Below are 17,556 nucleotides of genomic sequence, written 5' to 3' on the forward strand. Positions count from 1 at the left end.
ATGATTCCCGAACTCGGCCATCTGGCCATGATTCTGGCGCTGTGCTTTGCCCTTGTGCAGAGCAGCGTGCCGCTGATCGGTGCCTGGCGCGGTGATCCACTGTGGATGAGTCTGGCGCGTCCTGCGGCGTGGGGCCAGTTCAGCTTTCTGATCTTTGCCTTCGGTTGTCTGACTTACGCCTTCATGATCGACGACTTCTCGGTCGCTTACGTTGCACAGAACTCCAACACGGCGCTGCCCTGGTTCTACAAATTCAGTGCCGTGTGGGGCGCGCATGAAGGCTCGCTGCTGCTCTGGGCGCTGATCCTGGGCGGCTGGACCTTTGCCGTATCGGTATTTTCCCGACAATTGCCACAAGTGATGCTGGCGCGAGTGCTGGCAGTGATGGGCATGATCAGCCTCGGCTTTCTGTCGTTCCTGATCCTCACCTCCAACCCGTTTGCGCGAATCCTGCCGCAGATGCCTGTCAACGGTCGCGATCTCAACCCTTTGTTGCAGGACATCGGCCTGATCGTGCACCCGCCGATGCTCTACATGGGTTACGTCGGTTTTTCCGTGGCCTTTGCCTTTGCCATCGCCGCCTTGCTCGGCGGGCGACTGGATGCCGCCTGGGCGCGCTGGTCGCGACCCTGGACGCTGGTGGCCTGGGCGTTTCTCGGCGTCGGAATCACCCTGGGTTCGTGGTGGGCCTACTACGAACTGGGCTGGGGCGGCTGGTGGTTCTGGGACCCGGTGGAAAACGCCTCGTTCATGCCCTGGCTGGTGGGCACTGCCTTGATCCACTCGCTGGCGGTCACCGAAAAACGCGGCGTATTCAAGAGCTGGACCGTGCTGCTGGCCATCGCGGCGTTTTCCCTGAGCCTGTTGGGGACCTTTCTGGTGCGCTCCGGGGTGCTGACATCGGTGCATGCGTTTGCCTCCGATCCGGCCCGTGGTGTGTTCATTCTGATCTTCCTGTTGATGGTGGTGGGCGGCTCGCTGACCTTGTTCGCCATCCGCGCGCCCGTGGTGAAAAGTCAGGTCGGCTTTGGTCTGTGGTCGCGGGAGACGCTGCTGCTGGGCAACAATCTGGTGCTGGTGGTCGCGGCGTCGATGATTCTGCTCGGCACGCTGTACCCGCTGGTGGTCGATGCCATGAGTGGCGCGAAGATGTCGGTCGGGCCGCCGTATTTCAATGCGCTGTTCGTGCCGTTGATGGCCCTGCTGATGGTGGTGATGGCCGTGGGGGTGCTGGTGCGCTGGAAAGATACGCCGGTCAAATGGCTGCTGGGCATGCTGACCCCGGTATTGATCGGCAGCGCGGTACTGGCGGTGATCGCCGGGCTGGCGCTGGGTGATTTCCAGTGGGCCGTACTGGCCACCTTCATGCTGGCGGCCTGGGTGCTGCTGGCGGGGTTGCGCGATCTGCTGGACAAGACGCGTCACAAGGGCCTGATCAATGGCGCACGCGGCCTGCATCGCAGTTACTGGGGCATGCAACTGGCGCACCTCGGCATTGCCGTGTGCGCGCTGGGTGTGGTGCTGTCGAGCCAGAACAGTGCCGAGCGCGACCTGCGTCTGGCGCCCGGCCAGTCCGTCGAGCTGGGTGGCTATGTGTTCGTGTTCGACGGCGCAAAGCACTATGAAGGGCCGAATTTCACCTCGGATCGCGGCACGATCCGGGTTTTGCGCGATGGCGGACAGGTCACGGAGTTGCACCCGGAGAAGCGCCTGTACACCGTGCAGCAATCGGTGATGACTGAGGCGGGTATCGATGCCGGTTTCAGCCGTGACCTTTACGTCGCGCTGGGCGAGCCGCTGGCCGATGGCGCATGGGCGGTGCGGGTGCATGTGAAACCCTTCGTGCGCTGGATCTGGTTCGGCGGCCTGCTGACCGGATTGGGCGGCGTGCTGGCGGCCACTGATCGGCGTTATCGCGTCAAAGTCAAAGGCCGGGTGCGTGACGCGCTGGGCTTGCCGGAGGCCGCCGCATGAGGCGCTGGATCATGGTGTTGCCGCTGGTGGTCTTTCTCGGCGTGGCAGCCGTTCTGTTTCGAGGCTTGTACCTGGACCCTGCCGAGTTGCCATCGGCGCTGATCGACAAGCCGTTCCCCGAGTTCACCCTGCGTGAAGTGCAAAGCGAACGCACGTTGACCCGCGCCGACCTGCTGGGCAAACCTGCGCTGGTGAATGTCTGGGCGACTTGGTGCATCGCCTGTCGCGTGGAGCATCCGGTGCTCAATCGGCTGGCGCAGCAGGGCGTGCTGATCTACGGCGTCAACTACAAGGACACCAACGCCGACGCGCTGAAATGGCTCAAGGATTTTCATGATCCCTATCGCCTCAATATCCGCGACGACGAAGGCTCGCTTGGCTTGAACCTTGGCGTGTACGGCGCTCCGGAAACCTTTCTGATCGATGCCAAGGGTGTCATTCGTCACAAGTACGTCGGCGTAATCGACGACACGGTCTGGCGCGAGCAACTGGCCGGGCTGTATCAGGCGCTGGTGGACGAGGCCAGACCATGAACCGCTCATTAAGCGCTGTGCTGTTGGTGCTTGGCCTTGCGATCAGTGGTCTCGCTCACGCTGCCATTGACGCCTATACCTTTCGCGACGAAGCCGAGCGCGCCCGCTATGCCGAACTGACCCGCGAGTTGCGTTGCCCCAAGTGCCAGAATCAGGACATCGCCGATTCCAATGCGCCGATCGCCGCAGACCTGCGCAAGGAAATCTACCGCATGCTGGGGGAAGGCCGGAGCAATCAGCAGATCATCGATTTCATGGTGGATCGCTATGGCGACTTCGTACGTTACAAACCGGCGCTGACCGCCAGAACCTGGTTGTTGTGGTTCGGTCCGGCAGGCTTGCTGCTTGGAGGGCTGGTGGTGATGGCGGTGATCGTCAGACGACGTCGCAACCTGACTGCCGGGCAGGTTGATACGCTGTCCGATGAGGAGCGGCAACGCCTCGCCCATTTGCTGGATGAACACCGAAAATGATCGATTTCTGGATGGCGACCGGACTCTTGCTATTGGTGGCGCTGGGCTTCCTGCTGATCCCGGTGCTGCGCGGTCAGCGTGCGCAGCACGAGGAAGACCGCACGGCGCTGAACGTTGCGCTGTATCAGGAACGGCTCAGCGAGCTGCAAGGTCAGCAGGAAGAAGGCGTTCTTTCAGCCATGCAGATCCAGAGCGCCCGTGACGAAGCGGCGCGAGAGTTGCTGGCTGACACCGAGGGGGCCGAAAAGGCCCGAACCGCACGGCTTGGCAAACCCTGGCTGTTGCTGGCGGCAGTACTGGTTCCGGTGTTGGGCATGGGCGCTTATCTGCAGCTTGGCGCCAGCGACAAGGTCGAACTGAGCCGCGAATTCTCTCAACCGCCCACCTCGCTGGCCGACATGACCCAGCGTCTGGAGCGTACCGTACAGGCTCAGCCCGATTCGTCCGAAAGCCTGTATTTTCTGGCGCGCAGCTACATGGCGCAGAACCGTCCGGGCGATGCGGCGCAGATGTTCGAGCGCGCTGCTGGCCTCGCCGGGCGTCCACCGGAACTGCTCGGACAATGGGCGCAGGCGTTGTATTTCGCCAGCGACAAGCATTTCACGCCACAGGTGCAGGTCCTGACCGACGAAGCGCTCAAGGCCGATCCCAGGGAAGTCACCAGCCTAGGCTTGCTGGGCATCGCGGCATTTGAAACCGAGCGCTATCAGGCGGCGGTCGATTACTGGACCCGGCTTCTTAACGTACTGCCTGCGCAGGATCCGTCGCGCTCGGCGCTGGAAGGCGGCATCGCCCGTGCCAGGGAAAACCTGAAAACCGGCGCGAAACCGGCGCTGGCTGCAAGCAGGGCGGCCTCGATAAAAGTGCGGGTCGATCTGGCGCCGGCCTTGAAAGACAAGGTCCAGCCACGAGACAGCGTGTTCATTTTCGCCCGTGCTGTCGATGGCCCGCCCGCGCCGCTGGCGGTCAAGCGCATCACGGTTGCCGAGCTGCCCGCCGAGGTCGAACTCAGCGATGCCGACGCAATGATGCCGCAGCTGAAACTGTCGAACTTTCCGCAAGTCCAACTGGTAGCTCGCGTGTCCCGCGCAGGGCAACCGACCACCGGTGAGTGGGTCGGTCGCAGCCAGCCCTTGGCCAGCGACAGCGGGGCGCAGCAGGCGCTGATCATCGACAGCCCTGATAAATAGACAGCCAGAGAAGAAGAGAGCCCGCTTATGTACCGCACTGCACGTATCACCTTGTTGGGTCTGGCCCTGGGCTTGAGCGCCTGTGCGGTTCAGCCACCGGCCCCGACGAGTCAGGAACCGATTCAGTCATTGCCCGGTGGCCAGCAGCCCGGCGCTCCGCGTCCCACTCCGACGCCGAACAAGCCACCCGTCAAGGCACCGTCCAGTGGTCCGAAAACGTCGGCCAGCTTCGCGCCACCGCCGGGCGGCAACAGTCATTGGGATGCGCGCATGGGCGTGTACGTAATGGATGATCAGAGCAACACGTTCTATCGCCAGCGTACCTATTACCAGTGGAACAACGGCTGGAGCTGGGCGACCAGCCCGAGCGGTCCGTGGCAGCCGACCGATGCCAGCGGCGTGCCGGCAGGTCTGGGGCGTCAGTTCAGCAACTGAGTTCCGCAAATGAAAACGGCGACCCTGAGGGTCGCCGTTTTGCGTTGCATGGGCCGGTTTATCTGCCGGGGTTATTTGCCCGAATAGATCTGGTCGAACACGCCGCCGTCGATGAAGTGGGTCTTCTGCACGGTGCGCCAGTCACCGAAGGTTTTCTCCACGGACAGGAAATCCACCTTCGGGAAACGGTCCTTGTACTTGGCCAGAACCGCCGGGTCACGCGGACGCAGGTAGTTGTTGGCGGCGATTTCCTGACCTTCTGGCGACCAGAGGTACTTCAGGTATTCCTCGGCCAGAACGCGCGACTTCTTGCGGTCCACGACCTTGTCCACCACGCTCACCGGCGGCTCGGCTTCTGCCGATACGGACGGGTAGACCACTTCGAATTGATCACGGCCGAACTCGCGGGCGATCATCTCGGCCTCGTTTTCAAAGGTCACCAGTACATCGCCGATCTGATTGGTCATGAAGGTCGTCGTTGCGCCACGGCCACCGGTGTCGAGTACCGGCACATGCTTGAACAGCTTGCCGACAAAGTCTTTTGCAGCTGCTTCATCGCCACCGTTTTTCAGGGTGTAACCCCACGCCGACAGGTAGGTGTAACGGCCGTTACCCGAGGTCTTGGGGTTGGGCACGATGACTTCCACGCCGTCCTTGATCAGGTCCGGCCAGTCTTTCAGCGCTTTCGGGTTGCCCTTGCGCACGATGAACACCGTGGCGGAGGTGAAGGGCGCGCTGTTGTTCGGCAGACGGCTGACCCAGTCCTTGGGCACCAACTCACCGTTGTCAGCCAGGGCATTGATGTCGGTGGCCATGTTCATGGTAATCACGTCAGCCGGCAAGCCGTCGATGACCGAACGCGCCTGCTTGCTCGATCCGCCGAAGGACATCTGCACCGTCACGTCTTCGTTTTTCTCGGCTTTCCAGTGCTTCTGGAAGGCGCTGTTGTAGTCCTTGTAGAAGTCGCGCATCACGTCATAGGAGACGTTGAGCAGTGTCGGTGCGGCCTGGGCGGCGCTGGAAAGGGCCAGGCCTGCGGCCAGTAGCGAAGCGGCGAAAAGTCTGTTCACTGCGAAGTCCTTTGAGGGTGGATCATTATTGTCTGATGGCTTAATGCCGCGACACTAGCAGTCGCGCATCGCTGTGCCTAAATACCAAAAACGTCTGTGCTTATGCCTGATTTACTTCCCTGGGGAACAGCTGATTGCCGCACCGTGAGCAGAAGGCGGCACCATGCTCGTGGAATTTCTTCGCGCACACCGGGCAATCATGCTTCAGTTGTTCGCCGCGCATGGCATTGGCCAGTTCGGCGGTGAATATACCGGTGGGCACGGCGATGATCGAGTAACCGGTGATCATCACCAGCGAAGAGAGCATCTGACCGACCGGCGTCTTGGGCACGATATCGCCGAAGCCTACTGTCGTCAGGGTGACGATAGCCCAGTAGATGCCCTTGGGAATGCTGGTAAAGCCGTGTTCCGGGCCTTCGATCACATACATCAGGGTGCCGAATACCGTGACCAGCGTCGAAACGGTCACCAGAAACACGATGATCTTCTGTTTGCTGCCGCGCAACGCTGCCAGCAGGTAGTTGGCCTGACGCAGGTACGTACCGAGCTTCAAGACCCTGAAGATTCGCAGCATGCGGACGATCCGCACGATCAGCAGGTACTGCGCATCGCTGTAATAGATCGCCAGCACGCCCGGCACGATGGCCAGCAGGTCCACCAGCCCGTAGAAGCTGAACGCGTACTTGAGCGGTCGCGGCGAGCAGTACAGTCGCAGAATGTACTCAACGGCAAAAATCGCAGTGAAGCCCCATTCCACCCAGGCAAGCACCTGCGAGTAATCGCGGTGAATGCTCTCGATGCTGTCGATGATCGTGACCAGCAGACTGAGCAGGATGAGGACCAGCAAGATCTTGTCGAAGCGCCGCCCGGCAGGCGTGTCAGCCTCGAAAATAACGATATGCAGCCGCTCGCGGCGGCTGAGAGAGGCGTCCATGGTGCATTCCGAGTCGAAGGTCGGGTGAGCCTAGGAGCATTGGGGGTTGGAGTGCAAGCTGTGGTGTCAGATGACTGATTTGCGTCGCACTCTGGACCGGACGCGGAGCGTCCTGAGAGGCGTTACCACGCCGCGTGGGCATGCATCTCGTGACGCTCCGCGTCACATTCTCACGGGTTATTTGCCCGCCACTTGATCCTTCTCCCAACCCCCACCCAACGCCAGGAACAGGTTGATCTGGCCCATGGCGACCTGGGTGTTGGCTTCGGCCAGTTGGGCGCGGACGTCGGTGTAGGTGCGGGTGGCCTGCAGGTCGGCGAGGAATGAGGCGCGGCCGGCCTGGTAGAAACGGTGGGTCTGGTCGGCGGCCTCCCTGGCCGATTGCTCGGCGTCTTTCAGGGCGTCGCGGCGGTCGAGCAGGGCGGTGTACTGGGCCAGGCCGGTCTGGGTTTCGCGGATGGCGTTGAGCACCACACCGTCGAAGCGGGCCAGTGACGCTTGCGCGGAGGCTTCAGCCTGATGGATGCGGGCGCGTGAGCCGTTGGACGGGATGGTCCAGCTCAGCAGCGGCCCGAAGCCCCAGCGATTGGCCGCCGGTTTGCCCAGGTTCTCGATCATGCCCACGGTGCCGATGCTAGCGCCGATGCTGATGTCCGGGTACAGCTCGCCCGTCGCAACGCCGATCTGTGCGGTGGACATCGCCAGATGCCGTTCCGCCTGACGAATATCCGGGCGGCGCTTGAGCAGCGCGGCGCCATCGCCTACCGGCATGACCTGTGCGATGTGCGGCAACTCATTGCAGGTGCTGACGCCCGCAGGCAACTGCTCGACAGGCCGGGCCAGCAGCATCGACAGACGGAACAGCGCCGCCTGACGCTGCGCTTCGTAGCGCGGCAGTTCGGCGCGCAGGGACTTGAACTGGGTCTGGGAGCGGGTGACCTGGGTTTCATCGCCACGCCCGGCATCGCGCAGGCGCTGGTTCAGCTTCACGCTCTGCTGTTGCAGGTCCAGCGACTCGCGGGCGATGTCGTGCTCTTCATTGGCGGCGCACACCTGCGTATAGGCCCGCACCACGTCGGCGACCACGGTGATGCGGGCGGTATCTGCCGCCGCCTGAGTGGCATCGATATTGGCCTGCGCGGCTTCGATGCCACGCTGCAGGGTGCCGAACAGGTCGAACTGATAGGACGTGGTCAGGCCGATATCGCCGACATTGGCCACTGGCACTTTGTCGGGCAGCAGAAAGGCTTCGCCCGACTCCTGCAAGCGCTGTGCGCCGATCTTGGCGCTGTTGGTAAAGCCCCCTGCGGCGTCAGCTTCGGCACCCTGATAGCGTGAACGCTGCAGGTTGGCGGCGGCAATGCGCAGGTCGGTGTTCGACGCCATGGCCTGACGCACCAGCTCATCCAGTTTCGGGTCCTGATACAGCCGCCACCAGTGCGCAGGCACCGGTGCCGACACGCTGTTCACCGACTGGCCCGCCAGTTCGCCCTGCAAGTCCGGGCGGTTGATCGCGCTGTCTTTCGGCAACTTATAGTCTGGCCCGACCATCTGGCAGGCCGACAGCAGGGCGCTGAAACCCAGCACCATCAGGCGAGGAGCCCGTTTCATCGTGTGGCCTCCGAAGTGTCTTCGATGATCGACACGGTCGCCGTCCGCCCGGCGATCATGCGGAAATCCTTGGGCACATCGTCAAAGGCAATCCGCACCGGAATCCGCTGGGCCAACCGCACCCAACTGAACGCTGGGTTGACGTTGGGCAGCAAGTTCGAGCCGCTGGTGCGGTCGCGGTCTTCGATGCCCGCGACGATGCTGACCACGTGTCCGGTCAGCCGCGCGTTGTCGCCGATGACCCGAATATCCACGCCCTGACCGACATGAATGCCGTCCAGTTTGGTTTCTTCGAAATAGCCGTCGATGTGGAACGACGCAGCATCGACCACCGACAGCACCGGGCGTCCGGCGCTGACGAACTCGTGTTCGCGAGGTGCGCGGTCGTTGAGGTAGCCGTCCACCGGGCTCTTGATCACCGAGCGGTCCAGGTTCAGCTGCGCGGCGTCCACCGCCACGCGTGCTTCGCCCAGTGCTGACAATGCGCGGGCTTCGCGGGACTGGCTTTCTTCCAGTTGCTCGCGAGCCACCAGATTGCCGAGACCACGGTTGCGTTTGTTCTCGCGGCGCGCCTGTTCCCAGGTTTCCTGGCGTTCGGCCACGGTGGCCTGGGCCTGACGCAAGGCCAGGCGGAAGCGGTCCTGGTCGATGGTGAACAGCACCTGGCCTTTGTGCACCGGCTGGTTGTCCGTGACCTCGACCTTCTGGATCAGCCCGGACACGTCCGGAGCGATTTGCACGATGTCAGCGCGAATGTGGCCGTCGCGGGTCCAGGGTGCGTACATGTAGTACATCACCATGCGCCAGACGACGACGGCAGCCAGAGTCACTACCAGCAGGGTCAGGACCACGCGGCCCAGAGTCAGTATCGGTTTTTTCATGTCATCAGGTATCGACTGAGAGTATCCACGGCGCCGAGCAACAAAGCGTATAGACCTACGTTGAACAAAGCCCGGTGCCAGACCAGACGGTAGAAGTGGGCGCGCGACAGTACGGCATGCACGCCGAGAAACAGCAGATAGGCGACGCCCATCATGGCCAGAAAAGTGGGGATGAAGATCCCGCTGATGTCCAGATCGCCGATCATAAAGGCGCTCCATCGATGTTATGCGGCAGTTGTTCGGTCAGCTCGTCGGCCACGGTGACGATCTCCACGCCCGGCAGCAGGGCCAGACGCAGACCGCTGAGCGCGTGCAGCAGGTGGACGCGGGCCGGGTTGTCGCCCATGTCCTGATCGGTCAGCGAACGGCGTGCGCGGTCCATGAGTATCAACAGGCCCCGTGGTGCAGGCAGACGCTCACCGGCCTTGGTGCAGTGCCGGAAATAGCCGCTGACTTCGTCGATGACCTGGCGCAGCAGCACCTGTGCCTGCGGTGTCGCACGGCGGGTGTAGGCGAGCAGGTCGAGCATGTTCAGCGCGACGCGCAGTTCACGCAGGGCGATGCCGGTGTCCTGCGCGGTCAGGGTCAGGCGCGGCAGTTGCTGCATCAGGCGATCGAGCATTTGCACGCCCATGCGCCGGTGCTCGGCCAGGGTCGAGTCTTCGCTGAGGCTGGCGATGTCGCGCCAGCTGAAGCGGGTCAGGCGCTTGACTGCGAGGTCCACACCGAACGGACGGAACACCAGGGTCCAGATAAACGCAAACAGCAGACCCGCCGGCCCGGCCAGATTGGAGTTGAGGAAGTTCAGGAAGTCCGCATCGTAGGCGCTCTGGATGCTGATGAATGAAGAGGTGTTGACGATGGTCAGCAGCGTGCCCAGAAAGAAGCGTGGCTGTACGGTCAGCGTGCCGACGCAGATGAAGGGCACCGAAAACGCCAGCACCAGCATCGGAAAGTCATGCAGGTTGGGCAGCACCACGAACAGGTACAGGCTGGCGAACACCACCGACAGCATGGTCCAGAAAAAGAACCGATAGATCTGCGGCGCAGGGTCGTCCATGGCGGCAAAGAAGCTGCACGACACGGCGGCCAGCGCCACGGCACTTGCGCCATCCTTCCAGCCCAGCAGAATCCACAGCACCGACGCGACGATGATCGCCAGCACGGTCGAGGCCACCGAATAGAGCATCAGGCCACGGTCCAGAAAGGGTGTCAGCCGACCCAGACGCCAGTGGCGATAGACCGCACGCCATTGCGACTGATCGTCGGTCTTGATCGCGTATTGCAAGGTGCGGCAGTCCTGCCACAGGTCAATCCATTCGCCCAGCCGGAACAGCACATTGGACAGCAGCAGTTGATCACGGTCGTCCAGTTGCGCTGAGTCCGGTTGCAGTCGCTCCATGGATCGATGCAACTGCTGCCATTGTTCCTGTTGCGGACCGTTGGCGGTGTTTTCCAGCCAGTTGCGGGTTTCCAGCAGCAGCGGCGACAGGCTGGCGAGCAGTTCCGGCGTGCGCCGTTCCAGCGCCCACAGCGCATCGTCGAGGGCGTCGATGACCGGCAGTAAGTGAATCATGCGGCCGCGTAATTCGTGGGCATTGCGCACGGTCTGTTTGCGAGCACCTTCGTGGCTCAACTGGCCGATCATCATTTCCAGCGAGTTGAAGCTGCCGACCATCGAATTGCGCAGGGCGCCGATCTCTGCAGGCTCGCAGGTGCGGCTCAGGAAACGTTCGCTGTAGCTCGCCGCATCGCTGAACCACTTTTCCGTGGTCGCCTGAAACACCGGTGCCAGGCGTCTGGGCCAGAACATGGCACCGACCACGGCGGCGCAGATGATGCCCAGAAAGATCTCTTCGGTACGCGACACCGCGATCTCGAATACCGCTTGCGGGTTGTCCACCACAGGCAGGGAAATCAACGGCATGGTGTAACCTGCCAGCATCAGCGCGTAGCTGTTGGCGGTGCGCAGGTGCAGCGACAGAAACAGCAGCGTGCCGGTCCATAGCCCGACCACCACCGCGAGCAGAAAAGGAGTCTGCACGAACATCGGCACCAGCAGCACCGACGCCGCAGCACCTGCCAGCGTACCGGCAGCGCGGTACAGCGCCTTGGAGCTGGTCGGGCCCACGAACGGGCTGGACACGATGTAGACGGTGGCCATGGCCCAGTAGGGGCGTGGCATTTCCATCAACAACGCAATGTAGAGCGCCAGCATCGAGGCGCCGAAGGTGCGCACGCCATAAAACCAGTCGCGTGCCGGCGGCACACTGGAGAAAAAGCCCTTCATGACTGTGCCCCGTGATCAGCGCCTGCGGCTTCGGAAAACGCCTGGAACACACGCAACGCCGCATCAAGGTCCTCAGGGTCGAGATTTTTCAGGACGTCGGCACGCAAACGTGTGAGCTCGGTTTCGATAGAACCGGCCAGTTCGCGGCCCTTGTCGGTCAGGCTCAAGGCCTTGGCGCGACGGTCGTTGGGGTCTTCGGTGCGACAGACGATACCGGCCTTGCACAACTGATCCAGCAGGCGGACCAGGGTCGGGCTTTCCATTCCGGCGGCGTGCGCCACTTTGACCTGATGCACGCCGTCCCCCAGCCGCGCAATGGCCAGCAACGGCCCCGCGCAGGCTTCGGAAATACCGTAGGTGACCAGCGTGGTCTGGCAGTTGCGTCGCCAGTGGCGTGATGCCGCAACCAGACCGCTGCTGATCGCCCTGTGAAGCGCATCGACAGACATGGAAAACAACCTGAAATTTAGTTAGGAGCGATATTGTTAGCGAGGATATTAGTAGCTTGCTAACTAATATCCCGTAACAACTTGTTTCAGTCAACCTCGGATCGCTCAACGGTGTTTTTCAGATTACGGAGGAATCGGGGATGTGATGTCGACCGCAATACCTCGATAAACGGTCGTGCGTAGTAAGTAAAAACCGGGAAAAGTTCCTCGAAATCGAAAATAATCGATACCGTTCGTCGGTAAATAGAGCCTCAGGCCATCAATTTTCGGGGTCTTCTTTCAAAAAAATGACGCCATGCCGAAATGACAAGGTCCGCCCAGACCGATGCGTTCAGGTCAAAGCTGGCAAAAGGCTTTCTTTCGGAAATTGACATCAAAATAGTGGCTTTGATCCCTTTATGACGTTTTGTTGGCGCCAATGCTTTGTCGAGCCTGTTTAAAAAATAAACGATTCAGCCGATAGTCTGGATGAACCGAACGGGCCAGGGCGCCCGTTCCAGAGCCCTTCTGCTGATGCGCGACGCGCACCTTGCGAGCAACGCCATGATCGATCTTGCCACTTGGAATCTGTCCGTCCCTGTCGGGACTCCCGCGACCATCATCGAAACCCCGAAATTGATGAAGGGCTATCAGGACGGTTATTTTCGCTCCGGCGATACGCTGTTCTTCTGGGCGCCGGTGACCGGTTCCACCACCGAGAACGCCAAGTACCCCCGTTCCGAGCTGCGTGAAACAACGGCCGACGGCAGGGCGTTCAACTGGAACTACTCCAGCGCCGACAATTTCCTGCGTGCCACGCTGGAAGTGGACCAGGTGCCGTCCAGCGGCAAGATCGTGATCGGTCAGATTCACTGCTACCAGAGCACTGAGCCATTGCTGAAGGTGGAGTACCAGTACAAGGAGAAATTGCAGACTGGCAACATCGTCGCCAAGTTTCGCCGGACCCCGGATTCGGAAATCGAGGTCATCATCATTGCCCAGGGTGTGCCGCTCAATCAGCGTTTCAATTACGCGATCAACCTGTCGCCTTCGGGTGATCTGACGGTCAACGCTTTTGATGCCGTCTGGGTGGCCAAGCTTGATTCAGCGTGGAGCACCAAGCTGTTCTACTTCAAGGCCGGGGTCTACACCCAGGACAATACCGGCTACACCACCGAAGGTGGTTCGGCGACGTTCTACAAGCTGGCCATCGCTCACGAGAAGAAATGATCCAGCCTGCGGGTCCAGTCACGTCGCCGGGAATATCAGGCTGAAACGGATACGCCCGGCGGCGGGTTGCGCGACCTCGACCCGCCCGCCATGCAGGTGCATGATTGCGGCCACAATGGCCAGCCCCAGGCCGTTGGAGTCCGAGCGTTGATGGCGTGAGGCATCGCCACGGTAGAAGCGGTCGAACAGGCGCGACAGACTGGCTTGCGGCAATTGCGGCCCCTGATTCTCCACATCGATTTTCCACTGCCCATCGAGCGCAGCAACGCGCATCAGGACCTCGCTGTTCTCGTCGGCGTAGCGGATGGCATTGGCGACCAGATTGCTCAACGCACGGCGCAGCAGAATCGGGTCGGCCTGAACAGTGCCCTGGCCGCTGGGGATCAGGGTCATGTTGCGTTCTTCGGCCAGTCCTTCGAAATAACCAGCCACTCGGTGCAGTTCTTTGTTCAGGTCCAGCGGTTTGCGCTCCAGCGCAGACTGGGCTTCGTCGGCACGGGCCAGAAACAGAATGCTCTCCACCAGCCGGGAAATCCGCTCCAGCTCTTCCAGATTCGAGGCCAGCAATGCCTGATAGTCGTCGGCGCTGCGGTTCTGGCGCAGTGCGACCTGACAATGACCCATCAGTGAGCCCACCGGCGTGCGTATCTCGTGTGCCAGGTCGGCGGAAAACTGGGTCAGGCGACGATAGCCGTCATCCAGCCGGTCGAGCATGGCGTTGAAGGCGTCGCTCAACTGTTGCAACTCGACGGGGGTGTCCTGGCTGTCCAGCCGGCTGTGCAGGCTGGCTGGCGTGATGGCGGCCGCATGGGCTGCCATACGGCGCAGTGGCCGCAGACCCCGGCGAAGCAGCAGGTAGCCGAGCAGGGCCGTGACCAGAAAGGCCAGCGCCATTGCCGCGTAGATACGCTCGCGGAAGGTCGCAAGCATGGCCATTTCCTTGACCATCAGGTGCGCGGCCTGCAAACGCACTTCGGCCCCGTTGGACATCACTTGTACTGCTGCCGCACGCAGGGGCACACCCTGCAGGCTCAGGCCGCTGCGCAGGTCTTCGACGCGCAGGGCTTGATCCTGGGCAACGGTTGGCAGCTCAGGTAAAGGCGCTCGTTGCGGGTTGACCGAGATCACCGGCGCCTTGCCGGGTTCGCCAATGATGAAAATGTCTTCCTCGCTGTCGAGCATGTTCTCGAACAGCTGCGGGCTGCCCTTGAGGTTGTCCATGGTCAGGTCGTAGCGCAGCAGCTTGCGAAAGTGATCCAGACGCGCCAGCACCGCGTGGTCGGAGCGCTGCATTACGGTCTGTTCGATGGACTGGTAAAGGTACAGGCCTGCGCCGCCGACCGTGAGCATTGCCACCAGCGCGAACGCCAGGGTCGAGCGCAGGGTCAGGGAAGGTTGGCGTCTGCGCTGCATGGCCGCACCTCGCACACGTAACCGATGCCGCGCACGGTGTGGATGAGCTTGACCGGGTAGGGCAGGTCAATCTTGCTGCGCAGGCGTTTGATGGCGACATCCACCACGTTGGTATCGCTGTCGAAATTCATGTCCCAGACTTCGGAGGCGATCTGGGTGCGCGACAGCACATCGCCTTCGCGGCGCAGGAACAGGTGCAGCAGGGCGAACTCCTTGTTGGTCAGCACGATCACCTGTTGCTGACGGGTGACCCGACGACGCAGCAGGTCCAGTTCGAGGTCGGCCAGGTGGAAATGATCGGCCTCACGCACCACGCCACGGCGCAGGATGGTGCGAATGCGCAGCAGCAGTTCGGTGAACGAGAACGGCTTGACCAGATAGTCGTCGGCACCCAGTTCCAGTCCGCGAATGCGGTCCTGCAACTGATCGCGGGCGGTCAGAAACAGCACCGGCACGTCCTGCCGGGCGCGCAGCACTTCGATGATCTGCCAGCCGTCGATACCGGGCAGCATCACGTCGAGCACGATCAAATCGTAGCGGTTTTCCAGCGCAAGGTGCAGGCCGTCGGCACCGTGCTGGGTCCAGTCGACCTTATAGCCGGATTCGCCCAGGCCCTTCTTCAGGTACTCCCCGGTCTTGGTGTCGTCTTCGATCAGAAGGATATGCATCTCAATGTCCGCTACGCTCTGCAGGCGCCCTCAGCGCGCCGATGCCGAAGTCTAACCAGTTGCCGGGAAGGTGTCCGGCGAATGACAAAAATGTCATTGCCCGGTCATTCTGCGGTGCCGGTAGCGGTGTAAAGATGCGTCCAGACCCCTCTGCCAAGGAATTACCGATGAAGACTGCACTGTCCACTACGTTCGGCCTGTTGCTGCTCAGCGCCGCTGTCATGACCCAGGCCGCCGACATGCCGGTGGTCAAGCCGATGCGCGGCACCGTCGACAGCCTCCAGGCCGATACGCTGAATTTCACCACCCGCGCCGGTCAGCATCAGAGCATCCAGCTGACCGACAAGACCGGCATCCGTCTGGTCTCCAAGGCCGATCTGGAAAGCATCAAGGCTGACAGCTTTGTCGGCTCGGCAGCCATTCCTCAGGCTGACGGCACGCTGAAAGCACTGGAAGTGACCGTCTTCGAAGCCAGCCTCAAAGGCAGCGGCGAAGGTCACTACGGTTGGGAAAACGCCGACGGCAGCACCGGCACCATGACCAACGGCACCGTTGGCACGCTGTCCAAGGCCAATGGCCGTACGCTGACCGTTCAGTACAAGGGCGGCGAGAAGCAACTGGTGGTGCCGGAAGACGTGCCGATCGCCTACGTTGAACCGGGCCAGCGCAGCGAGCTGAAAGCCGGTGCCAAGGTTGTGCTGTTCCCGGCCGATGACGGCAAATCCGCACGCGGCGTCGCGGTGGGCAAGGACGGGTTCACGCCTCCTATGTAATCGCCTTTGACGAGCACGACGGCAGGCGACTTCGGTCGCCTGTCTGCCTTGTCGTTCTGCATCGCCTCATGTCGAGGAACACGACTATGAAAACCCGCCCGATCCATCCCTGGCCGGTGCGCCTCACGCACTGGGTCAACGCCGTGGGCATGGTCTGCATGTTCATGAGCGGCTGGGCCATCTACAACGCGGCACCGCTGATGCCGTTCACCTTTCCCAAATCCCTGACCCTCGGCGGATGGCTGGGCGGTTCCATTGCCTGGCATTTCGCGGTGATGTGGCTGTTGGTCATCAACGGTCTGATCTACGTGCTGTATGGCCTGTTCAGTCGGCACTTCAAGCGCGACCTGCTGCCGGTACGTCCCAGCGAAGTGAAGCGCGACGTAGTGGACGCCTTGCGTTTCAAGCTGGCGCACATCAAAGGTCAATACAACGCCGTGCAACGCCTGATGTACTGGCTGGTGCTGGCCATGGGTGTGTTGGTGGTGGTGTCGGGTCTGGCGCTGTGGAAACCGGTGCAGTTTCAGGAACTGGCCAACCTGTTGGGCGGCTATGACTTTGCCCGCTGGGTGCACTTCGGTGCCATGACGGCCATCGGCACGTTTGTCGTCGTCCACCTGGCGCTGGTGTTGCTGGTGCCGCGAACCCTGTTGCCGATGATCACCGGCGGCCGCCAGCCGAACGAAGACGGAACTGCCAAACCATGAACGAGCCACGCAAACGCATTACCCAGCGCATTCGGCTGGAGCCTGCGCAACAGACGCAATTGATCGATATCCAGCGCCGTTCCTTCCTGCGTGCCGGTCTGACCGTGGGTGCCATGTCGATGTTGACCGGCTGCAACCTGCAGGACGGCGATCAGGTCGACAAGGCGCTGTGGGCCATGTCGCGCTGGAACGACCGGGTCCAGGCCTGGCTGTTCAGCGGCCAGAAACTGGCGCCGACCTACAGCAAGGCGCAGTTGACCAATCCGTTTCCGTTCAATGCGTTTTACCCCGAATACAACGTGCCCGAGCTTGATCTGGCCGACTACCGTCTGGCGGTGTCCGGGCTGGTGCGCGACAAGCAGCCGTGGACGATAGAAGCCTTGCGCAAATTGCCGCAACGCACGGACATCACCCGGTTGATCTGCATCGAAGGCTGGAGCGCGATAGGGCAGTGGGGCGGCGTGCCGCTGAAAACCTTTCTGGAGTACATCGGCGCAGACACCACGGCGCGGTTTGTCGGCTTCAAGTGCGCCGACCGCTACTACTCGAGCCTGGACATGCCGACGGCATTGCACCCGCAGACGTTGCTGGCGCTGGACTTTGGTGACGTGGCCCTTTCACCGGATTACGGCTACCCGCTGCGCGTGCGGGTGCCGACCAAGCTGGGCTTCAAGAACCCCAAACACATCGTCGAGATATTCGTCAGCAACGACAACCCGGGCGGGTATTGGGAGGATCAGGGGTACAACTGGTTCAGCGGGATCTGAGGATTATTGCGGAGTAAGCAGGTGCTGCGTTCGCGTGAAAATGTGACGCGGAGCGTCACGGCTGCATGCCCACGCGGAGCATTCATCGTTATACACAAGTCATCTGGCTATCCAATGAGACAGCGCACTGCCGTGCTTTTTTGCGCGATAGTGCGGACACCGCCGATTGCGACGTGGGT

General features: G+C 61.7%; 18 protein-coding genes. 9 read left to right on the plus strand and 9 right to left on the minus strand.

From position 1 onward, the window contains the following. Genes QRN20_RS09130 through QRN20_RS09150 form a run of 5 tightly spaced genes read left to right on the plus strand, consistent with a single transcriptional unit; the run spans position 1 to position 4,605 of the window. A complete protein-coding gene (locus QRN20_RS09130) occupies positions 1-1,974 on the plus strand; it encodes a heme lyase CcmF/NrfE family subunit (protein ID WP_122569649.1) in 1,974 nt (657 codons plus the stop codon). Further along, positions 1,971-2,507 (plus strand): DsbE family thiol:disulfide interchange protein, encoded by a 537-nt coding sequence (locus QRN20_RS09135; RefSeq protein ID WP_043304593.1) that lies wholly within the window; start codon positions 1,971-1,973, stop codon positions 2,505-2,507. The genes QRN20_RS09130 and QRN20_RS09135 overlap by 4 nt, the downstream gene beginning before the upstream one ends. Continuing rightward, entirely contained in the window at positions 2,504-2,980 is a 477-nt protein-coding gene (locus tag QRN20_RS09140; protein ID WP_004888150.1) for a cytochrome c-type biogenesis protein, read from the plus strand. The genes QRN20_RS09135 and QRN20_RS09140 overlap by 4 nt, the downstream gene beginning before the upstream one ends. After that, entirely contained in the window at positions 2,977-4,170 is a 1,194-nt protein-coding gene (gene ccmI / locus QRN20_RS09145) for a c-type cytochrome biogenesis protein CcmI (RefSeq protein WP_122417907.1), read from the plus strand. Before QRN20_RS09140 ends, ccmI begins: the two co-directional genes overlap by 4 nt. Positions 4,171-4,197: 27 nt before the next feature. After that, the gene (locus tag QRN20_RS09150) at positions 4,198-4,605 is read left to right on the plus strand and encodes a hypothetical protein (protein ID WP_025996947.1); all 408 of its coding nucleotides are present in this window, start codon (positions 4,198-4,200) and stop codon (positions 4,603-4,605) included. Positions 4,606-4,676: 71 nt separating this feature from the next. Here the strand turns inward: QRN20_RS09150 and QRN20_RS09155 are convergent, their stop codons facing one another. From QRN20_RS09155 to QRN20_RS09185, 7 genes are all read right to left on the minus strand, one after another. Continuing rightward, positions 4,677-5,675 (minus strand): sulfate ABC transporter substrate-binding protein, encoded by a 999-nt coding sequence (locus QRN20_RS09155; protein ID WP_058431099.1) that lies wholly within the window; start codon positions 5,673-5,675, stop codon positions 4,677-4,679. A 100-nt stretch (positions 5,676-5,775) separates the two neighbouring features. Further along, a complete protein-coding gene (locus QRN20_RS09160; RefSeq protein ID WP_122523444.1) occupies positions 5,776-6,609 on the minus strand; it encodes an ion transporter in 834 nt (277 codons plus the stop codon). Positions 6,610-6,786: 177 nt separating this feature from the next. Continuing rightward, positions 6,787-8,220, minus strand: coding sequence for an efflux transporter outer membrane subunit (locus QRN20_RS09165; RefSeq protein ID WP_285360214.1), 1,434 nt, complete (start codon positions 8,218-8,220; stop codon positions 6,787-6,789). Beyond that, positions 8,217-9,101, minus strand: a complete 885-nt coding sequence (locus QRN20_RS09170) for an efflux RND transporter periplasmic adaptor subunit (protein ID WP_217665154.1) — start codon at positions 9,099-9,101, stop codon at positions 8,217-8,219. Before QRN20_RS09170 ends, QRN20_RS09165 begins: the two co-directional genes overlap by 4 nt. Then, a complete protein-coding gene (locus tag QRN20_RS09175) occupies positions 9,098-9,307 on the minus strand; it encodes a DUF1656 domain-containing protein (RefSeq protein ID WP_058431103.1) in 210 nt (69 codons plus the stop codon). Before QRN20_RS09175 ends, QRN20_RS09170 begins: the two co-directional genes overlap by 4 nt. Next, a complete protein-coding gene (locus QRN20_RS09180) occupies positions 9,304-11,391 on the minus strand; it encodes an FUSC family protein (protein WP_096768379.1) in 2,088 nt (695 codons plus the stop codon). The genes QRN20_RS09175 and QRN20_RS09180 overlap by 4 nt, the downstream gene beginning before the upstream one ends. Further along, positions 11,388-11,840, minus strand: a complete 453-nt coding sequence (locus QRN20_RS09185; RefSeq protein ID WP_004883848.1) for a MarR family winged helix-turn-helix transcriptional regulator — start codon at positions 11,838-11,840, stop codon at positions 11,388-11,390. The genes QRN20_RS09180 and QRN20_RS09185 overlap by 4 nt, the downstream gene beginning before the upstream one ends. A gap of 543 nt (positions 11,841-12,383) precedes the next feature. On the opposite strand from QRN20_RS09185, the gene QRN20_RS09190 reads away from it, so the two are divergent. Next, entirely contained in the window at positions 12,384-13,049 is a 666-nt protein-coding gene (locus QRN20_RS09190; protein ID WP_029241419.1) for a polysaccharide lyase family 7 protein, read from the plus strand. An 18-nt stretch (positions 13,050-13,067) separates the two neighbouring features. On the opposite strand, the gene QRN20_RS09195 is transcribed toward QRN20_RS09190, so the two are convergent. Further along, a complete protein-coding gene (locus QRN20_RS09195; protein WP_029241420.1) occupies positions 13,068-14,462 on the minus strand; it encodes a heavy metal sensor histidine kinase in 1,395 nt (464 codons plus the stop codon). After that, positions 14,435-15,130 (minus strand): heavy metal response regulator transcription factor, encoded by a 696-nt coding sequence (locus QRN20_RS09200; RefSeq protein ID WP_004883845.1) that lies wholly within the window; start codon positions 15,128-15,130, stop codon positions 14,435-14,437. The genes QRN20_RS09195 and QRN20_RS09200 overlap by 28 nt, the downstream gene beginning before the upstream one ends. A gap of 167 nt (positions 15,131-15,297) precedes the next feature. Between QRN20_RS09200 and QRN20_RS09205 the strand changes: the two genes are divergently transcribed. The 3 genes from QRN20_RS09205 (at position 15,298) to QRN20_RS09215 (ending at position 17,377) form a co-directional block, all read left to right on the plus strand. Next, on the plus strand, positions 15,298-15,903 hold the full coding sequence (locus QRN20_RS09205) for a hypothetical protein (protein WP_004883844.1): 606 nt from the start codon (positions 15,298-15,300) through the stop codon (positions 15,901-15,903). Between the two features lie 86 nt (positions 15,904-15,989). Continuing rightward, positions 15,990-16,610, plus strand: a complete 621-nt coding sequence (locus QRN20_RS09210) for a cytochrome b/b6 domain-containing protein (protein ID WP_122414286.1) — start codon at positions 15,990-15,992, stop codon at positions 16,608-16,610. After that, positions 16,607-17,377 carry a molybdopterin-dependent oxidoreductase gene (locus QRN20_RS09215; protein WP_122432882.1) on the plus strand — a complete coding sequence of 257 codons (771 nt, stop codon included), beginning with the start codon at positions 16,607-16,609 and terminating at the stop codon, positions 17,375-17,377. Before QRN20_RS09210 ends, QRN20_RS09215 begins: the two co-directional genes overlap by 4 nt. Positions 17,378-17,556: the final 179 nt, after the last annotated feature.

The organism is Pseudomonas sp. fls2-241-TYG-175 (assembly GCF_030209155.1).
GTDB classification, from domain to species: domain Bacteria; phylum Pseudomonadota; class Gammaproteobacteria; order Pseudomonadales; family Pseudomonadaceae; genus Aquipseudomonas; species Aquipseudomonas viridiflava.